Source organism: Microbulbifer sp. ARAS458-1, from assembly GCF_045348205.1.
Lineage (GTDB): Bacteria > Pseudomonadota > Gammaproteobacteria > Pseudomonadales > Cellvibrionaceae > Microbulbifer.
On record NZ_CP155838.1, the window covers coordinates 2058041 to 2075244 of the forward strand.

General features: G+C 54.2%; 9 protein-coding genes. 5 read left to right on the plus strand and 4 right to left on the minus strand.

Going from position 1 to position 17204, the window contains the following annotated elements:
• The first annotated feature begins 163 nt into the window (after window positions 1-163).
• Complete coding sequence (locus AAFH99_RS08440) at window positions 164-5497, plus strand: BapA/Bap/LapF family prefix-like domain-containing protein (protein ID WP_406827484.1); 5334 nt, start codon at window positions 164-166, stop codon at window positions 5495-5497.
• Between the two features lie 178 nt (window positions 5498-5675).
• On the opposite strand, the gene AAFH99_RS08445 is transcribed toward AAFH99_RS08440, so the two are convergent.
• The 4 genes from AAFH99_RS08445 to AAFH99_RS08460 all read right to left on the minus strand — a co-directional run bounded on the left by AAFH99_RS08445 (window position 5676) and on the right by AAFH99_RS08460 (window position 13204).
• Window positions 5676-6542: a D-alanyl-D-alanine carboxypeptidase family protein gene (locus AAFH99_RS08445; RefSeq protein ID WP_406827485.1), complete on the minus strand. Its 867-nt coding sequence runs from the start codon at window positions 6540-6542 to the stop codon at window positions 5676-5678.
• A gap of 51 nt (window positions 6543-6593) precedes the next feature.
• A complete protein-coding gene (locus tag AAFH99_RS08450) occupies window positions 6594-9779 on the minus strand; it encodes a Mur ligase family protein (RefSeq protein ID WP_406827486.1) in 3186 nt (1061 codons plus the stop codon).
• Window positions 9780-10037: 258 nt separating this feature from the next.
• Window positions 10038-12068 carry an FAD-dependent oxidoreductase gene (locus AAFH99_RS08455; RefSeq protein WP_406827487.1) on the minus strand — a complete coding sequence of 677 codons (2031 nt, stop codon included), beginning with the start codon at window positions 12066-12068 and terminating at the stop codon, window positions 10038-10040.
• A 245-nt stretch (window positions 12069-12313) separates the two neighbouring features.
• Entirely contained in the window at window positions 12314-13204 is an 891-nt protein-coding gene (locus tag AAFH99_RS08460; RefSeq protein ID WP_406827488.1) for a LysR family transcriptional regulator, read from the minus strand.
• A 193-nt stretch (window positions 13205-13397) separates the two neighbouring features.
• Here AAFH99_RS08460 and AAFH99_RS08465 point away from each other — a divergent pair, with 193 nt between their 5' ends.
• From AAFH99_RS08465 to AAFH99_RS08480, 4 genes are read left to right on the plus strand one after another with little or no spacing between them, the layout of a single operon-like run.
• Window positions 13398-14069, plus strand: a complete 672-nt coding sequence (locus AAFH99_RS08465; RefSeq protein WP_406827489.1) for a histidine phosphatase family protein — start codon at window positions 13398-13400, stop codon at window positions 14067-14069.
• A 35-nt stretch (window positions 14070-14104) separates the two neighbouring features.
• Window positions 14105-15328: an acyl-CoA dehydrogenase family protein gene (locus AAFH99_RS08470; RefSeq protein ID WP_406827490.1), complete on the plus strand. Its 1224-nt coding sequence runs from the start codon at window positions 14105-14107 to the stop codon at window positions 15326-15328.
• A complete protein-coding gene (locus tag AAFH99_RS08475) occupies window positions 15329-16378 on the plus strand; it encodes a phosphotransferase (protein WP_406827491.1) in 1050 nt (349 codons plus the stop codon).
• Between the two features lie 48 nt (window positions 16379-16426).
• Complete coding sequence (locus AAFH99_RS08480; RefSeq protein WP_406827492.1) at window positions 16427-17203, plus strand: SDR family oxidoreductase; 777 nt, start codon at window positions 16427-16429, stop codon at window positions 17201-17203.
• Window position 17204 lies beyond the last annotated feature (1 nt).

A 17204-nucleotide genomic window follows, 5' to 3' on the forward strand; every position in this document is an offset into this window, starting at 1 on the left:
TAAGAAATCTGACTTTCCGCGCAGAGCCTTGGTGTTGGTTGTCGAATATGAACGTTCTTGGCTCTCTACAGGTTTTGAATAATCAAACAGATTCTGACGTGGCTTTCGATTGTGTGGTTCTAAGGCTATTTCAAAAATAAGGTTCCTAAGCTAGGTGATGAATATGAAGGTTCAGGTAGTCGCGAAATCCAGTGGCGAGATAGCAGAATTTGATGGCGTAACCCTGGCGTTGAATGAACCGGGGATGGTCAAGTTATCCTTGGCCGAGGATGAAATAGATTCTTATGCTCGATCAGGAAATAACCTGATCGTGCAATTGGTCTCGGGAGAAGTTATTACAATTCAAGGGTTCTTTTCTCCACATAGTGACGAAGAAAAGAGCGACCTTTTTCTTAAAAATCCAGACACTGACGAGGTACTACTCGCTCACTTTGGTGACGATGGAAGCTTCTTTTCAACCTCCTTAGTAAGTAGCAGCACTGACTTGGTGGGAGTCGTTCCTGCGAGTCAGCAAGTATGCCCCTGGGTTTGGGCTGCTCTGTCTGCAATAGGTATCGCGGCTATCGCAGAAGCAGTTGACGATGATGATGATGATGATGATGACGATGGCGACAGAAGCAATACGGATGGAAGAGAGCAAAGAGATACTTTTGAGCCCTTTACGCCGAGCCCACGGATCATAGACCCACCAGCCCCGCCACCCCCCGATGGCGATGCAGACGCAGATTCTGATGCAGATGCCGACGCTGATGCGGATGCCGACGCTGATGCGGATGCCGATGCGGATGCCGACGCCGACGCGGATGCCGACGCCGACGCGGATGCCGACGCGGATGCCGATGCCGACGCAGATGCCGACGCGGACGCGGATGCCGACGCCGACGCCGACGCCGACGCCGATGCGGATGCGGATGCGGATGCCGATGCGGATGCCGATGCCGATGCGGATGCGGATGCGGATGCAGATGCCGATGCCGATGCCGATGCCGATGCTGACGCGGATGCAGACGCGGATGCCGATGCGGATGCGGATGCCGACGCGGATGCCGATGCGGACGCCGATGCCGATGCCGATGCTGACGCAGATGCAGATGCAGATGCAGATGCAGATGCCGATGCGGATGCGGACGCAGATGCCGACGCGGATGCCGACTCCGATGCTGACGCAGATGCAGATGCAGATGCAGATGCAGATGCAGATGCCGATGCAGATGCCGATGCCGATGCGGACGCAGATGCCGACGCCGATGCGGATGCGGATGCTGATGCCGATGCGGACGCAGATGCCGATGCGGATGCCGATGCGGACGCTGATGCCGACGCCGACGCCGACGCCGACGCGGATGCAGATGCGGACGCCGATGCCGACGCTGATGCAGATGCAGATGCGGATGCGGATGCGGATGCGGATGCGGACGCCGATGCCGACGCAGATGCGGACGCCGACGCCGATGCCGACGCCGATGCTGATGCCGATGCCGATGCCGATGCCGATGCCGATGCCGATGCCGATGCCGATGCCGATGCCGATGCCGATGCGGATGCGGATGCGGATGCCGATGCGGATGCCGACGCGGATGCTGACGCAGACGCAGACGCAGACACAGACGCAGACGCAGACGCCGATGCCGACGCTGATGCAGACGCGGATGCCGATGCGGACGCTGATGCAGATGCCGACGCTGATGCAGATGCCGACGCGGATGCGGATGCGGATGCGGACGCCGACGCCGACGCAGACGCCGATGCGGATGCTGATGCTGATGCCGATGCCGATGCTGATGCCGATGCCGACGCGGATGCGGACGCCGATGCGGATGCGGATGCAGATGCGGATGCAGATGCGGACGCCGATGCCGATGCTGATGCCGATGCCGATGCCGATGCCGATGCCGATGCGGATGCGGATGCTGATGCCGATGCCGATGCCGATGCGGATGCGGATGCGGACGCCGACGCAGACGCAGACGCCGATGCGGATGCCGATGCCGATGCCGATGCCGATGCGGATGCCGATGCCGATGCCGATGCCGATGCGGATGCCGATGCCGATGCCGATGCCGATGCGGACGCCGATGCGGATGCCGATGCCGATGCGGATGCGGATGCGGATGCGGATGCGGATGCAGATGCGGACGCCGACGCCGACGCAGATGCCGACGCCGATTCCGATGCCGACGCGGATGCTGACGCAGATGCCGACGCAGATGCCGACGCAGATGCCGACGCGGACGCAGATGCAGATGCCGATGCGGACGCAGATGCCGACGCAGATGCCGACGCGGACGCAGATGCCGATGCCGACGCCGATGCGGATGCGGATGCAGACGCTGATGCCGATGCCGATGCCGATGCCGATGCCGATGCGGACGCAGATGCCGATGCGGATGCGGATGCCGATGCGGACGCTGATGCCGACGCCGACGCCGACGCCGACGCCGACGCCGACGCCGACGCCGACGCCGACGCCGATGCTGACGCGGATGCAGACGCGGATGCAGACGCGGATGCAGACGCTGATGCCGATGCCGATGCAGATGCAGATGCAGATGCCGATGCGGATGCCGATGCCGATGCGGACGCTGATGCCGACGCCGACGCCGACGCCGACGCCGACGCCGATGCTGACGCGGATGCAGACGCCGATGCTGACGCGGATGCAGACGCGGATGCCGACGCGGATGCCGACGCTGATGCAGATGCCGACGCCGATGCCGATGCGGATGCCGATGCCGATGCGGATGCGGATGCCGATGCTGACTTCGAGCTAATAGACGTAAACGACGAAGCGGTTCTGCAGTGTGAGATCACGCTAGAGGCCGAGGTTACTCCGGATACTGATAGTGACTCTCAGTTTGATGTCGCAGGCATCACTATCGCGGATCTGGCTAGCCTGAATATCGGCACAGGTCACCCTCTTGTGGAGTTCGGCCTGGACGAAGACACAAACGAAACAGTATTTGACCTGGATATATCCGGGTTGGTGGGAATCGGTGTACTTAATGACTACGTCTTGATCGTCGAGCGATTTGAAGGCGGTTCATGGGAGCGTGTTGATGATGCTGAAAACAATCTTGATGGTGGTCTGCTATCTCTCAGCTTGCTGGGCTTGGGGGGAACGTCTGGCCAGGTAACACTGGAGAACCTTGAGCCCGGTTCATATCGCGCAACTCTGGTGCCAGATCCTGACCTTATCGACGTCAGCGTAGGTATTACGCGAAGTATTGACGTGACAGCTACAGACTTTACGGAAATTGAAAGTATCGTCGGAAGCGTGAATGCGGAGGACAATTTCATAACCCAGTCGGCTAGTGGCGATACGAGCAACCTGGAAATTCAATCGGTAACCTTTGATGGAAATTTGGTAACGCCTACCGGTGGCGAAATCGAAATAGAGGGTGATTACGGCACGTTGGTCATACAGACGGACGGCAGTTACGTCTATACGCCTGATGAAGAGTCTGGCAGTGCCGGTACAGATACTTTCTCAGTAACTGTTGTTGATACAGAAACCAATGAAGCCCTGTCAGCAAATTTGATCATCGAGGTTACGAAAGAAGTTATTCCTGATGATGGCGATGCGGATGCCGATGCAGATGCCGACGCGGACGCAGATGCCGACGCAGATGCCGACGCAGATGCCGACGCAGATGCCGATGCGGATGCCGATGCTGACGCCGATGCCGATGCCGATGCCGATGCCGATGCCGATGCCGATGCCGATGCCGATGCCGATGCGGACGCAGATGCCGACGCTGATGCCGATGCCGATGCCGATGCCGATGCCGATGCCGATGCCGATGCAGATGCGGATGCCGATGCGGATGCCGACGCCGACGCCGACGCCGATGCAGATGCAGATGCAGATGCTGATGCTGATGCTGATGCTGACGCCGATGCTGACGCCGATGCTGACGCCGATGCCGATGCCGATGCTGACGCCGATGCGGATGCCGATGCTGACGCAGATGCGGACGCAGATGCCGACGCAGATGCCGACGCAGATGCCGACGCTGATGCCGACGCTGATGCCGATGCCGATGCGGACGCAGATGCCGACGCTGATGCCGACGCCGATGCCGATGCAGATGCAGATGCGGATGCGGATGCCGACGCCGATGCTGATGCGGATGCGGATGCGGATGCGGATGCGGATGCGGATGCCGATGCGGATGCGGATGCCGATGCGGATGCCGATGCGGATGCAGATGCCGATGCGGACGCTGATGCCGATGCGGACGCTGATGCCGACGCCGACGCCGACGCCGATTTCGAACTAGCAGATATCGCTGGGAACGCTGCCGTTGAATGTGAGATAACCTACGAGCCGGAAGCTGTACCAGAGGTAGATGACGACAGTCAGTTCGACCTGCTGGGTGTAAGTATCGGAAACCTTGTCAGTCTCGATATAGGTTCTGGTCACCCACTGGTGGAGTTCGGTCTGGATGAGAACACTAACGAAACGGTGTTCGACCTTGAAATCAGCGGCGCGGTAGGAATCGGTGTCCTGAATCAGTATGTACTGATCGTTGAGCGGTTCGACGGTGGCAGCTGGGTAAGAGTTGACGATGCCGAAAATAACCTCGACGGTGGCCTGCTTTCGCTCAGTGTGCTTGGTCTTGGTGGTACATCAGGTCAGGTAACGCTGGAAAACCTGGATGCTGGTGAGTATCGCGCAACTCTGGTGCCTGATCCGGGGCTGATCAGTGTTGGTGTGGCATTGACCCGCAGTATCGATGTTACGGCGACGGACCTACTGGAAGTGGAAACGGTAGTCGGCAGTCAGGCCGCGACTGGTAACTTTATCAGTGAATCCGCAAGTGGTGATACGAGTAATCTCGAGATCCAGTCTGTTACTTTCAACGGGAATGAGGTGATACCAACTGGCGGAGAGATCGAGATTTCCGGTGATCACGGCACTTTGGTCATACAGAGTGATGGAAACTACGTCTATACCCCAACCGAAGTTTTAGGTAATGAGGGGACAGATATCTTCACAGTCGCAGTGGTTGACACTGATACCAACGAATCGCTGTCGGCGGATCTGAGTATTGAAGTCACCAAGGAAGTGGTTGTGTCTGGTGAGATGGCAATGAGCTCCTTTGCGATGGATGTGGAAGATGGCAGCGATGCTTCCTCCGATGATGATTTTGTAGTACAGACTAACGAGTCTGGGCTGGAATCGCTTCAGTGGCAGGGCGGTGCAGATACTATCGCGCTAGGTGAATACAGTGATTCGTTTAGCGATATAGCGGCCATTGATCTGGACCAGGTGAATGCAGTCACACTTTCCGTTGGTCTTGATGATTTGTTATCGATCTCAAATGGCGATGACAACTTCTTTATTAATGGAGGTACTGAGGACACTGTCGATATACTCAGTGATTGGTCCGCATCCACTACAGGAACGGCGCATGGAATCGATTACCACATTTATGTGGCTACCGACGATCCGGACCAGGAGTTGTGGGTAGAGACAGGTATCACGGTGGTATAAAACGGTAACCTATGTACCGATCGAAAACCGGGCCTTCAGGGCCCGGTTTTTGTATGCGCTCTGAAAGCCGGTCGATTGTGATATCAATTGAAAAATATGGAAGACAGCGAAATTACCGTCTGATAATGGTTAGTTTCACATTTTGGGCTTAATTTTTCGTGGAAGATTTGATGTGCGGTTATTGACCGGTTTTTGCGGTGAAGCGTTTCGCCAAACGGACCATCGACAGGTAATCGTTGTAGCGGTCCCGCGGGGAGGCGGAACCTAATGTGACGGATATGAGCGCAAGATTGGAACCCAGTGAGGAAGTCGCTGCAAGGTTGAAATGCGAAGGCCAGAGCGCACCTGACTTACCGCCGCGAAATAGGGGAATATCTAATGTGGGAACTTCTCCAAGTGTAGAAAAAATAAAGCTGGACTGTATGTCGATCTGTCGCTCATTTTTTCCGTGAACCGTTATTTTATAGCGCAACTTGTTCCAAAGTCCGCGAATTATCAGGATTTCTGAGCATTGGGATACCAGTCGTGAAAGATCTCGCGCAGTACTGTACTGCGCTTTGTGAGCTAATCCATGAGAGTTGGAAAATCTCGAATTTTCCATTTTTAGCTGGCGCGCAATCCGATTCATTTCCAGAATGAAACGATCAGTGGGATTTCTGGCCGAACGTGGGTCCGTGGCCAGGAGAACATCTCCTAGTTCTCTTGCTATTACATTCGCACTGATATTCGATGATGAGATCAGTAGATTGGCAATACAATCCAAGAAGGTAATTTGATCCCCAGCCTTTAAATTTCTTCCAGAGCCTTCTGCGTCGTCAGACTCTAGAACTTTCAGGTGACTGTCTATGGGAATGTTACTATTTATTATGGTCTTTACTGCGGTTAGGGCCGTTAGAAGCTTTGTTATCGATGCCGGTGAGATGGGCCTATCTGCTTCTTTTTCGTAGAAACACAGCGTTGTTCCGGTATTGTTTTCCGATGTTATAACCCCAATTGCGCTTTTCGCAGTAAGAGAGTCGTGGTTTGAGGGGGGAGTGTCTTCCACTTGTTTATCCAGACCTATCCTGATTGTTACATCACGCCATATTCAACAGTACTAAGCGGTATCCAGCTCCAATAGTTCCTTGACCAGAAGGTGTAACCCACTTCCGTGTGAACCCTTGAATAATAGAAGATCCTCCTCACTCAGAGAGCGGGTCAGCGCTTTTTTCAGAGCCTTGGAGTCGGCGTAGACGCTACTGTCTATACCTTGTTCAGCCAACTTTGGGTTTAGGTTCCTCATCTGCTCACCGAGAAGGAATACCTTTTGTGCACCCGTTTCGCTAATGTGGGGGGCAAGTGATTCGTGGTAGTGGCGGGAGTTATCGCCAAGTTCCAACATATCGCCAAGAACAAGAATTTTCTTGGCGGAATCACGTGCAAGAGGTGTATGTTTGATTAATTGTAAAGCGGCCTGCATCGACGCGGGATTAGCATTATAGGCTTCGTCGATAAGATTGATTTGTTTACCCCGGATGTTCACTTTGGATAAGCTACCACGCCCTGGAAGTGGGGTAAATAAAGGGAGCAGGGGAAGCGCGATACGAGGTTCCAGGCCCAAAGCATCAACGCACGCCAGACAAGCCAGGCTATTCATGGCCATGTGTAAACCCGGAGCGCCGGTAGTGAAAGGCAGTGTTTCACCGCGTGCAGTGGCAATCGCCGCACCCGTGGCCGAGTCGTATTGGTTCAGGTGGAAATCACTCTCTGAGTGTTGGCCAAATGAGATGATCCGGAGACTGAACTTTTTAGCTTCGGCCTCGATTATCGGCCACTCTGCTATATCCCGATTGATGACTGCGATAGAGCCGGGTTCCATGCCGGAGAAAATTCGACTTTTTTTCCTCGCAATTTCCTCTGTGTTGTGGTGATACTCCAGGTGTGCAGGGTGGATATTGGTGATCATGGCAACGTCGGGCCGTGCGATTGAAGAGTTCAATTGCATGTTGCCGATTGCCATTTCGAGAACGGTAAATTTTGCGTCCCAAGGGATCGACGCAAGGTTCCAGGATATCCCCAGTGGGAGATTAGCGTTGTGTTCGGTCCTGCCAATGGTGCCCCACGGGCTCAGAACATGTTGCAGCATTGCAACACTGGTGGTTTTGCCCGAACTTCCTGTGATGCCAATCAGCTTTCCCTGGAGCTGCTTTCTTGAGAATCGACCAATATCCAGTATCGCTTTCCGTACTTCGCTGACTTTCAATACCGGAGTGCTGTCAGTAGGTCGGAACTCCGGATTGTCAGTGATAATCGCCTGTGGTGTGTAGCGTAAATTTCGCAATTGAGTGGGGTGGATAAACCGTTTGTCGTTTTCAGGCCTGAGTACCACCATATTGCCAGGGCGCATGCCGGGGGAAAATATACATAGGCCCGTGGCCCGCCAGGAATCTTTTGGTGGAGTGAGCCAGTCTCCCGAGGTGGCCTGGGTCAGGTTATGCCTATTCCAGTTATCTGCTACTGGAATAGGGCGATTATCTGCTGTGGTAATTTTTACAGGTTGTTGATGGCTAATGTCGGCAGATTTTGGCGGTGCACTTAGGGGGGGGATTGCTTTGGTGTTTTGTGGTGTTTTTTGAATCAAATGGTTTCGATAGGCGATAAATCCGGAAAGGTAGTGCTCCACATCATCAATACGGACTCGAAACGCGTGGTGGCGAATGAAAAAACTGCCAAGGATGCGTTTCGGGTTTTCGAAATACATGGCGTATTCCGGCCAATAGTAGCCATTCAGCAAGTATTCTGCGCGCGTATGCAGTGCTTTGTAGAATTTTTCCAGGTCAAGTTGCGCGAGTAAATGCGTGAACTCTTCCTGATCTCGAAGTCGAGATACCATTTTTTCAGCGGCCATCATCAGTTCGAGTAGAGTGGGAAAAGTGGTAATACGCTCTAACACGAAATCGAGATAGCCAGCGACATTCCGTATGCCAAACTGGTAGTACTTTTCTTTGGGGCGGTAGAGTGTGAGCTCGTTCACGCAGTAGCTAAGCCAGTGGTCATGGGCTTGCCAGTGTTTGTTATCGATAAAGTAGTCGAATGCCTTTTCTACAGTCTGAAGCCAGCGATCGTCTTTGGTTAATCCAAAGAGGCGCATCAATCCGAATGCCGCTTCGCCGTCGTAGTAAATAATGCGAAATTCTTCTTTTACTGTAAGAGCTGGATACTGAAGGACATGGACGAATTTTCCTGAATTTTTGTCCTGCATGTACTGGATGCCCAGCGCAAGCTCTTCAAGAAGACTCAGATATTTTTTTGTTCCGGTAACCTCACTGTATTTGGTCAGTGCCAGTAGGCAGACCGCATTGCCTCCCAGTTTAATTTCGCCATTTGCTTCTAGTAGGAACGCTGCCTTGTCACCGGATGGCAGCTGGGTGTGCTGGATGAGTTTCCCGGTAAGATAGTGTAACGCCCGGTCGATAGCCTTTTTCATTTCGGCATCTCCAGTGGCTTCCCAGGCTTCGGTCAGTGCGTAGATGGAGCTGGTGTGACGCAACGTGTTGTATGTGTTGATCGGGCGATCAAAGCAGCAGTGCCAACCGTAGTAGAAACGTCCATTGGGTTTTACCTGGCTAGCCAGGTATTTACCACTAGATTCGATCAGTTGGTAGGTGGATCCTTCGTCGAGCTCTTCGATAATTCTGCGGCCCGCATTCCTCCCGGGCCCGTATAAAGGCTTTGGAGGTGTTTTGATGTCCTTGGAGTCCAGAAAAATCCCTTCAGTGCTCAATACGCTCACTGACGCCTGGTCGTCGAACTCGAGAGGCGTCTTTGGGCCGAACCTCGTATCGGTATAGGCACGAAATTTCTGTCGGTTGATGACTACATGGTGGATCTTGTTTCCACCGTAGAGCATTGCGTTGCCGTTTAATTCCTGTTCGAGAAATGCAATTTTACACTCAGCGTCGAGTGCTAGCCCGTAGCGGAAGTAGCCGCGCTTGGTATTTTTAAATCGTGTATTGAGGCGCTCCCAGGTCATCGTTTCCCTGCGGGTAACCCAGTCTATACGGAACCAGCAGGGTGTTATTTTGGCGCTTTTGATAATTTTACGAGCCTGATTGGCGAGTTTCAGCCAAAGGGCATCAATATCGTGCGCAGTTTCGTGGCAGACCTTGGCTCGTTGCGCTCCGTCAGATAGGGAAAAGAAGACGGTGTAGGGCGGCGGGAGTCGGGCGATATGTTGCAGTACCCGAGGTTTGGCCTGCATAAGCAGTTCGGAAAAGGAAACGGCGGTCGCACTGGTGGCCATTTTGGAAACTATCCCTGTTGATCGTTATTTTCGGGGTAAGGAGGTGCGGACCTGGGTTTTCGCTATCGGCATCCAGGCGCTATATCCGCTTTCCTGGCGGACTGTTCCGTACGATAGAGTATAGTCAGCCTGTGGAATTCTGCTGTGATTGTCTGAATGCTGGCGAGAGATTGGGAAAAGGAGTGGGGAGAAGATTGAGTGCGAATGCGTCTGCTGGGTGGCCGCTCAGGCACCCAGCAGAAGTGGAGATCGGCGGGTTTAAAGGGCTGCGGCGAGCCGGGAGCCCTGGTCGATTGCCCGCTTTGCGTCGAGCTCTGCGGCCTCAAAGGCGCCGCCAATCAAGTGGCTGACTTGGCCGCGGGCCTGCAATTGGTCATGCAGGGTGCGTAGGGATTCCTGGCCGGCGCAAACAACCACGTTGTCCACATCCAGTACTTTCTGTTCATCCCCCAGCCGAATATGCAGTCCCTGGTCATCAATCTTTTCGTAGGTTACCCCAGCGAGACTCTGGACATTTCGATGCTTGAGACTGGTACGGTGGATCCAGCCAGTGGTTTTTCCCAGTCCCGCACCTACTTTCGAGGTCTTTCGTTGTAACAGAAAGATCTGACGTGGGCTGGTTACTGGTTGCTGCGGTTTCAGACCAGCGCGGTGTTCCAGTTCGATATCCACTCCCCACTCATCGAAAAACTCTTCTTTGTTGCTCGCGATCAGCTCGTCGGCGTGATCTTCGCTGTGGGTGAGATATTCCGCAACGTCAAAGCCGATGCCACCTGCGCCGATTATTGCCACCGATTTGCCCACGGGTTTCTTTTCTTTCAGCACGTCCAGATAGGTCAACACTTTGGCGTGATCGATACCCGCGATTGGCGGTTTCCGCGGTGAGATTCCGGTAGCGATGATGACCTCATCAAATTCCGCCAGAGTTTCCTCGCTTGCCACGGTGTTCAATTTTACGTCAACGCCGGTCAGCTCCAGTTTGCGCTTGAAGTAGCGCAGAGTCTCCTCAAATTCCGCCTTTCCCGGAATCTGTTTAGCGATATTGAACTGCCCACCGACCTTATCGCTTGCCTCAAATAGGGTGACCCGGTGACCGCGCTCCGCGGCTACGGTAGAGGCTGCCAAACCGGCGGGGCCGGCACCGACAACAGCAATTTTCTTTACTGCTTTTGCCGGCTCATAGTTCAACTCCGTTTCATGGCAGGCACGTGGGTTGACCAGGCAGGATGTGAGCTTGAGTTCGAAAGTGTGATCGAGGCAGGCTTGGTTACAGCCGATGCAGGTATTGATTTCATCGGCGCGGTTCTGTGCGGCTTTGTTTACAAATTCAGCATCTGCAAGGAATGGGCGTGCCATTGACACCATATCTGCCTTACCTGAGGCCAGGACATCTTCCCCCACTTGAGGCATATTGATACGGTTGCTGGTGATAACCGGTACCTTCAGGTGTTGTTTCACTTTGGCAGTAATATCTGCAAATGCCGCACGGGGTACGCTGGTGGCGATAGTCGGTACCCGAGCCTCGTGCCAACCGATACCGGTATTGATGATGGATGCTCCGGCGGTCTCAATCGCCTGCCCCAATGCAACAACCTCATCGAAATCACTGCCGCCTTCTACCAGGTCCAGCATCGATAGGCGATAGATAATAATAAAGTCTTCACCCACCGCGTCGCGAATACGGCGTACGATTTCGATTGGCAGTCGAGTGCGGTTTTCAAAGCTGCCGCCCCAGCGGTCACCTCTGTGATTGGTGCGGGCAACGATAAACTGGTTAATGAAATATCCCTCGGAACCCATCACTTCGACACCGTCGTATCCCGCTTCTTTTGCCAGGGTCGCGCAGCGTACGTAATCGTCGATTTGCTGTTCCACCTCCGTATCGCTCAGTTCTTTTGGCGTAAACGGATTGATCGGCGCCTGGATGGCAGAGGGTGCTACCAGATTGGGGTTATAGGCGTAACGGCCAGCGTGCAGAATCTGCATGCAGATTTTGCCACCTTCGTTGTGCACCGCTGTAGTGATTGCTTTGTGGTGCTCTGCCTCATCGGCGGTTGTCATTTTTGATGACCCCTGAAATACACCACCTTCCTCATTGGGCGCAATACCACCGGTTACGATCAGGCCGACACCGCCCCGTGCACGCTCACCATAAAACGCCGCCAGGCGCTCAAACCCGCCGGGATGTTCTTCCAGGTTGGTGTGCATAGAGCCCATCAGGACGCGGTTTTTAAGAGTGGTAAAACCCAGATCCAGTGGCGCAAGGAGGTGGGGATAGGCGTTTGTCATGGCGGTCATTCTCTCTGTATGCGACTCTTGTGTGGCGATGGGGCCTGCTGCAAATGCTTTGGTTTCAGAGGCTTATATGCAAAAAGTTGCATATTCTGGCTCAAGGATAGCAATTGTTCAGGCTAGCCCGCAGTGACCAATCCGATCGAAACCTCTGGCTTTCAGCGCTAGGAAAGGAGGTAAGGCCGGAGATGGGGATAGCGTGTTGATCCCTTGACGGGTTCCACTACTCCTACCTCACTGTTTCACCCAAACAGGCCGAGTATCTGCTCCCGTAGCCATTGATGGGCGCCATCCTCGTCCTGACTGCGATGCCACAGAAGATGCCAGTCCATCTGTGGGATCTGGAAGGGTAGCTCGAAACGTTTGGCCGGGTATTGTTGTGCCAGGCTGAGCGGTACGGTCAACGCCAGATCTGTCTTTAGCACTACCAATGGGGCAACCCGGTAGTGCTGTACCCGAAGCTTCACCTTGCGCCGGCGCCCGAGCTTATTGAGGGCGATGTCCGCGACTCCTGGACCACTGCGACGGCTGGACACGTGTATATGTTCCAGATCCAGATATTGATCCAGCGTCAGATTGGCCTCCTCTGCCAGGGGGTGATCGGGGCGCAACATACACTGGTAGCGATCCGCAGAGAGTCTGTGCTGGTTCAGCTGGGTTGCGGAGATCATTGGCACATCAAGGGCAAAATCCAGGCTGTTCGCCCCCAGCTCCTTCACCAGCTGGTCTCTCGGTACGTAGTAAGATTCGACGCTGATCCCCGGCGCTTGGGCCTGCAGGTGCTCCAGCAATCGCGGTAACACAAGAGTTTCTGCCATATCGTTCATAGACACCCGCAGAGTCCTCGTGGCCGCTGCCGGCTCAAACCGGTGGTGTTCTGCCACGCTGTTCGCAAGCAACGACAACGCCTGTTGCACCTGGGGCATGATTTGCTCGGTCAACGGTGTCGGACACATGCCGTTCGGCGTACGGGTAAATAGCTGGTCACCGAGAGCGCGCCGCAAGCGTGCGAGCGCGTTGCTTACTGCAGGCTGGGTAAGATGTAGTTGCTCCGCTGTACGGGTCAGATTTCGGGTGGTGTATATCGCGTCCAGTACCGGGAACAGATTCATATCCATTTTCTGCAACTGCATGGTCACGGCTCTCGTCATCGTTTGGGCAGTTCATCACTGCTGTGAATGTTTCGATATTTACATAATAAATTTCAATGATCTACGGTAAGTCGTTAGGTTTGTCTGCCAACGACGGAGCGGTACATATCATTTGAGACCTGGTCAGAAGAAGATATGTATCCACCGGTTGTGTAACGGGAGTGGAGGACAGGCGATGTCTGAAATATGCGTGGTGCGGCACGGCCAGGCGTCGTTCGGCAGTGACAACTACGACCAGCTCTCTGGGCTGGGTTGGCAGCAGGCGCGTTGGCTGGGGGAGCATTGGGCGAAAGAGGGGCTGCAGTTTGACCGCGTCGTAAGTGGCAACCTGCTGCGCCACCGGCAAACCGTTCAAGGTATCTGTGAAGGCCTGGGGCTCGATTACCAAGGGGCGCAAGAACTACCGCAACTGAATGAATTCGATTTCAAGCGCGTAATGAGCGCCTATGCCGAAAAAAATCCCCGGGCTGCGCCGCACTCGAGAGCTGTCCGTGAGGATTACTATCGGTTCCTGAAAATGGCGCTGCACGCCTGGTCCAGTGGTGAAATCGAGGCCACTGAAAGCTGGCAGCAGTTTGAGCAGCGTATTGAAGAAGTACTCGCGGTGTTGGCGTTGGGGGGTAAAGGTGGGCGAACCCTGGTAGTGAGTTCTGGTGGTGCTATTGCGATGATGGTGCGGCAGACTCTGGGAGCTCCTTCCCTCTGCATGCCGCAGTTGAATATGCAGATAAAAAATACCGCCGTCAGTCACTTTTTTGCCGGGCGCAGTGGGACTACGTTACACACCTTCAACCATGTTCCACACCTTGATTACCGCGAGCGTCGAGAATTTATTACGTACAGCTAGGCTGTTTGACATGAGAATGAATAAGGGACTGCGCGATGCATTTTGAATATTCCCCGAAGGTACAGACACTGCTTACGCAGCTGAAACAGTTCATGGCGGTGGAAGTAGTTCCGGTTGAGCAAGCTTATTATCAGCAGCTCGAACTGGACCGTTGGGGCGAGCCGCCAATCATGAAAACTCTCAAACGCAAGGCTAAAGAGGCGGGGCTGTGGAATCTGTTCCTATCGGACAGTGAATGGGGGGCGGGACTGACGAATCTCGAGTACGCGCCGCTGGCGGAAGAAATGGGACGGGTCGGGTTCTCTTCTGAAATCTTCAATTGTAGCGCGCCCGATACTGGCAATATGGAAGTGCTTGCTCAGTACGGTTCACCAGAGCAGCAGGAACGCTGGCTGAAGCCATTGCTCCAAGGTGAAATTCGCTCCGCCTTCGCCATGACCGAGCCAAAAGTGGCCTCGAGCGATGCGACGAATATTGCAACGAGTATTGTGCGTGATGGCGATGAGTATGTAATCAACGGGCACAAGTTCTACATTAGTGGTGCAATGAACAAGCGCTGCCAAATCATGATCGTGATGGGCAAGACTGCACCGGACAGCGAAGACCGCTATCGACAGCAATCCCAGATTCTTGTCCCTATGAATACACCGGGAGTCAAAGTTATCCGCCCGATGAGCGTGTTCGGTTACGAGGATGCACCTGAAGGGCATGCGGAAATTCAGTTTGACAATGTTCGGGTACCAAAAGAAAACCTGATTCTCGGGGAAGGGCGTGGGTTCGAGATCGCCCAGGGCCGCCTCGGCCCGGGCCGCATCCATCATTGTATGCGCCTGATAGGACAAGCGCAGCGTGCACTGGAAATGATGTCAATACGGGCTGAACGTCGTGTGGTTTTCGGCCGACCGATGATTAAGCAAGGTTCGGTGCGTGAGGATATTGCAACCTCTGCATGCGAAATAGAGCAGGCGCGATTACTGACCCTGAAAGCCGCAGATGAGATGGACCGGAATGGCAATAAGGCGGCTCGTGACCTGATCGCTATGATCAAAATCGTTGCGCCTAATATGGCATGCAGAGTGATCGATCGCGCAATCCAGATCCATGGTGCCGCGGGGTTGGGGCAGGACCTGCACCTTGCGCGAGCCTACAGTTATGCACGCACCATTCGTATTGCCGATGGACCTGATCAGGTACACATGATGCAGCTCGGCCGCAATCTTGCCGCCGCTTACGCTGCTACCGCGCAACAGGAGGAGTGAATGTCTGAAGTAAACCACGCGGGCCTCGTTGATCAATTGGATATAGAAAGCTTGCGCGGCTACCTGAGAGAAATTCTCCCCGGGTTTGATGGTGTGGTACGGGCGACGAAATTCTCCGGGGGGCAATCCAATCCCACCTTCAAGGTGGAGACTGACGCGGGCCTCTATGTACTGCGGCGGCAACCGCCGGGGAAGCTGCTGAAATCTGCTCATGCGGTAGATCGTGAGTTTCGTGTGATGCGCGCACTGGCAGATAGTGATGTACCTGTGCCAAACGTTTTTCACCTGTGTGAAGATCGCAATGTGATCGGGTCGATGTTCTATGTCATGGAGTACTGTGGCGGCCGAATATTCTGGGATGCCGCACTACCGGAGCTCAATTGCAAAGAGCGCACCGGGTTCTATGACGAAATGAACCGAGTACTGGCAAGGCTCCATAGCGTCGATGTTGAAGCCGTCGGGCTATCGGATTACGGCCGGCCGGGTAACTACTTTGAGCGACAGTTCGACCGTTGGCATAGACAATATAGCGCATCAGAACTGCAAACCATCGATGCGATGGATCAGCTGATTCGGTGGCTGGGTGACAACCTGCCCGAAGACGATGGCCGGGTAGCACTGGTGCACGGGGATTACCGTCTCGACAACATGGTGTTCCACCCTGTTGAACCCCGGGCTATTGCGGTGCTGGACTGGGAGCTCTCTACTCTGGGGCACCCGTTTGCTGATCTTGCCTATCAGTGCATGCAACTGCGTATGCCTGTCGACAGTGGCAATATTTCCGGGTTGATGGGTGTGAACAGAACACGACTTGGCATACCGAGTGAGCGGGAATATGTAGCGCAGTACTGTGAGCGTATGGGAATCACAGGTATCGACAACTGGGCGTTCTATCTCGCATTCAGCTTCTTTCGACTGGCGGCAATCATTCAGGGCGTCGCTAAACGTGCTCAGGAGGGTAATGCGTCCGGCAGTAATGCAGCGACGCTTGGTGCGTTTGTTACGCCTCTGGCTGCACTGGCTTTGGATGTAATCGAAAAAGAGTCTTGAACAAAAGCAAGTATCTTAATTAACAGCATCATGCGTTAGGAGAATTGAATGGCGACAAATCTTTTTGATCTGAGTGGGAAAGTTGCCCTGGTCACCGGTGCCAGCCGTGGCATTGGTGAGGCCATTGCCAGGCTGCTGGCAGAGCAGGGTGCTCATGTGCTGGTATCCAGCCGCAAAATTGAAGGCTGTGAGGCGGTAGCAAACACAATTAACGAAGCGGGTGGCAAGGCCGAAGCGCTCCCTTGCCATATCGGCAATATGGAAGATATTCACCAGTTATTCACGCATATTCGAAAGTACTACGGAAAATTGGATATTCTGGTTAACAACGCTGCCACCAACCCTTACTTCGGGCATATTCTGGATACGGATCTTGGCGCCTTCGAGAAGACTGTCGCGGTCAATATTCGCGGTTACTTCTTTATGTCTTTAGAAGCCGGAAAACTGATGCGGGAACACGGTGGTGGCTGCATCGTGAACACGGCGTCTATAAATGCATTACAACCGGGGGCCGGGCAGGGCATTTATTCCATTACCAAGGCTGCGGTGGTCAACATGACCAAAGCCTTTGCCAAAGAATGCGCCCAGTTCAACATCCGAGTTAATGCACTGCTACCGGGCCTGACCAAAACGAAATTCGCCGGTGCTTTGTTCTCCCATGAGGAAATATACAAGACCGCCATCAGTCATATCCCCATGCACCGCCACGCGGAACCGGAAGAAATGGCGGGTACCGTTCTGTATCTGGTTTCCGATGCAGGCAGTTATACCAATGGTGAATGCGTAGTGGTGGATGGCGGCCTCACTTCCTGTGGAGGGCTGTAAT

What these genes read in the sequence shown, in the direction of transcription:
- AAFH99_RS08455 (WP_406827487.1), bottom strand. Translation starts at nt 12,068, where the DNA reads ATGACAAACGCCTATCCCCACCTCCTTGCGCCACTGGATCTGGGTTTT.
- AAFH99_RS08460 (WP_406827488.1), bottom strand. Translation starts at nt 13,204, where the DNA reads ATGCAGTTGCAGAAAATGGATATGAATCTGTTCCCGGTACTGGACGCG.
- AAFH99_RS08465 (WP_406827489.1), top strand. Translation starts at nt 13,398, where the DNA reads ATGTCTGAAATATGCGTGGTGCGGCACGGCCAGGCGTCGTTCGGCAGT.
- AAFH99_RS08475 (WP_406827491.1), top strand. Translation starts at nt 15,329, where the DNA reads ATGTCTGAAGTAAACCACGCGGGCCTCGTTGATCAATTGGATATAGAA.
- AAFH99_RS08440 (WP_406827484.1), top strand. Translation starts at nt 164, where the DNA reads ATGAAGGTTCAGGTAGTCGCGAAATCCAGTGGCGAGATAGCAGAATTT.
- AAFH99_RS08480 (WP_406827492.1), top strand. Translation starts at nt 16,427, where the DNA reads ATGGCGACAAATCTTTTTGATCTGAGTGGGAAAGTTGCCCTGGTCACC.
- AAFH99_RS08470 (WP_406827490.1), top strand. Translation starts at nt 14,105, where the DNA reads ATGCATTTTGAATATTCCCCGAAGGTACAGACACTGCTTACGCAGCTG.
- AAFH99_RS08450 (WP_406827486.1), bottom strand. Translation starts at nt 9,779, where the DNA reads ATGGCCACCAGTGCGACCGCCGTTTCCTTTTCCGAACTGCTTATGCAG.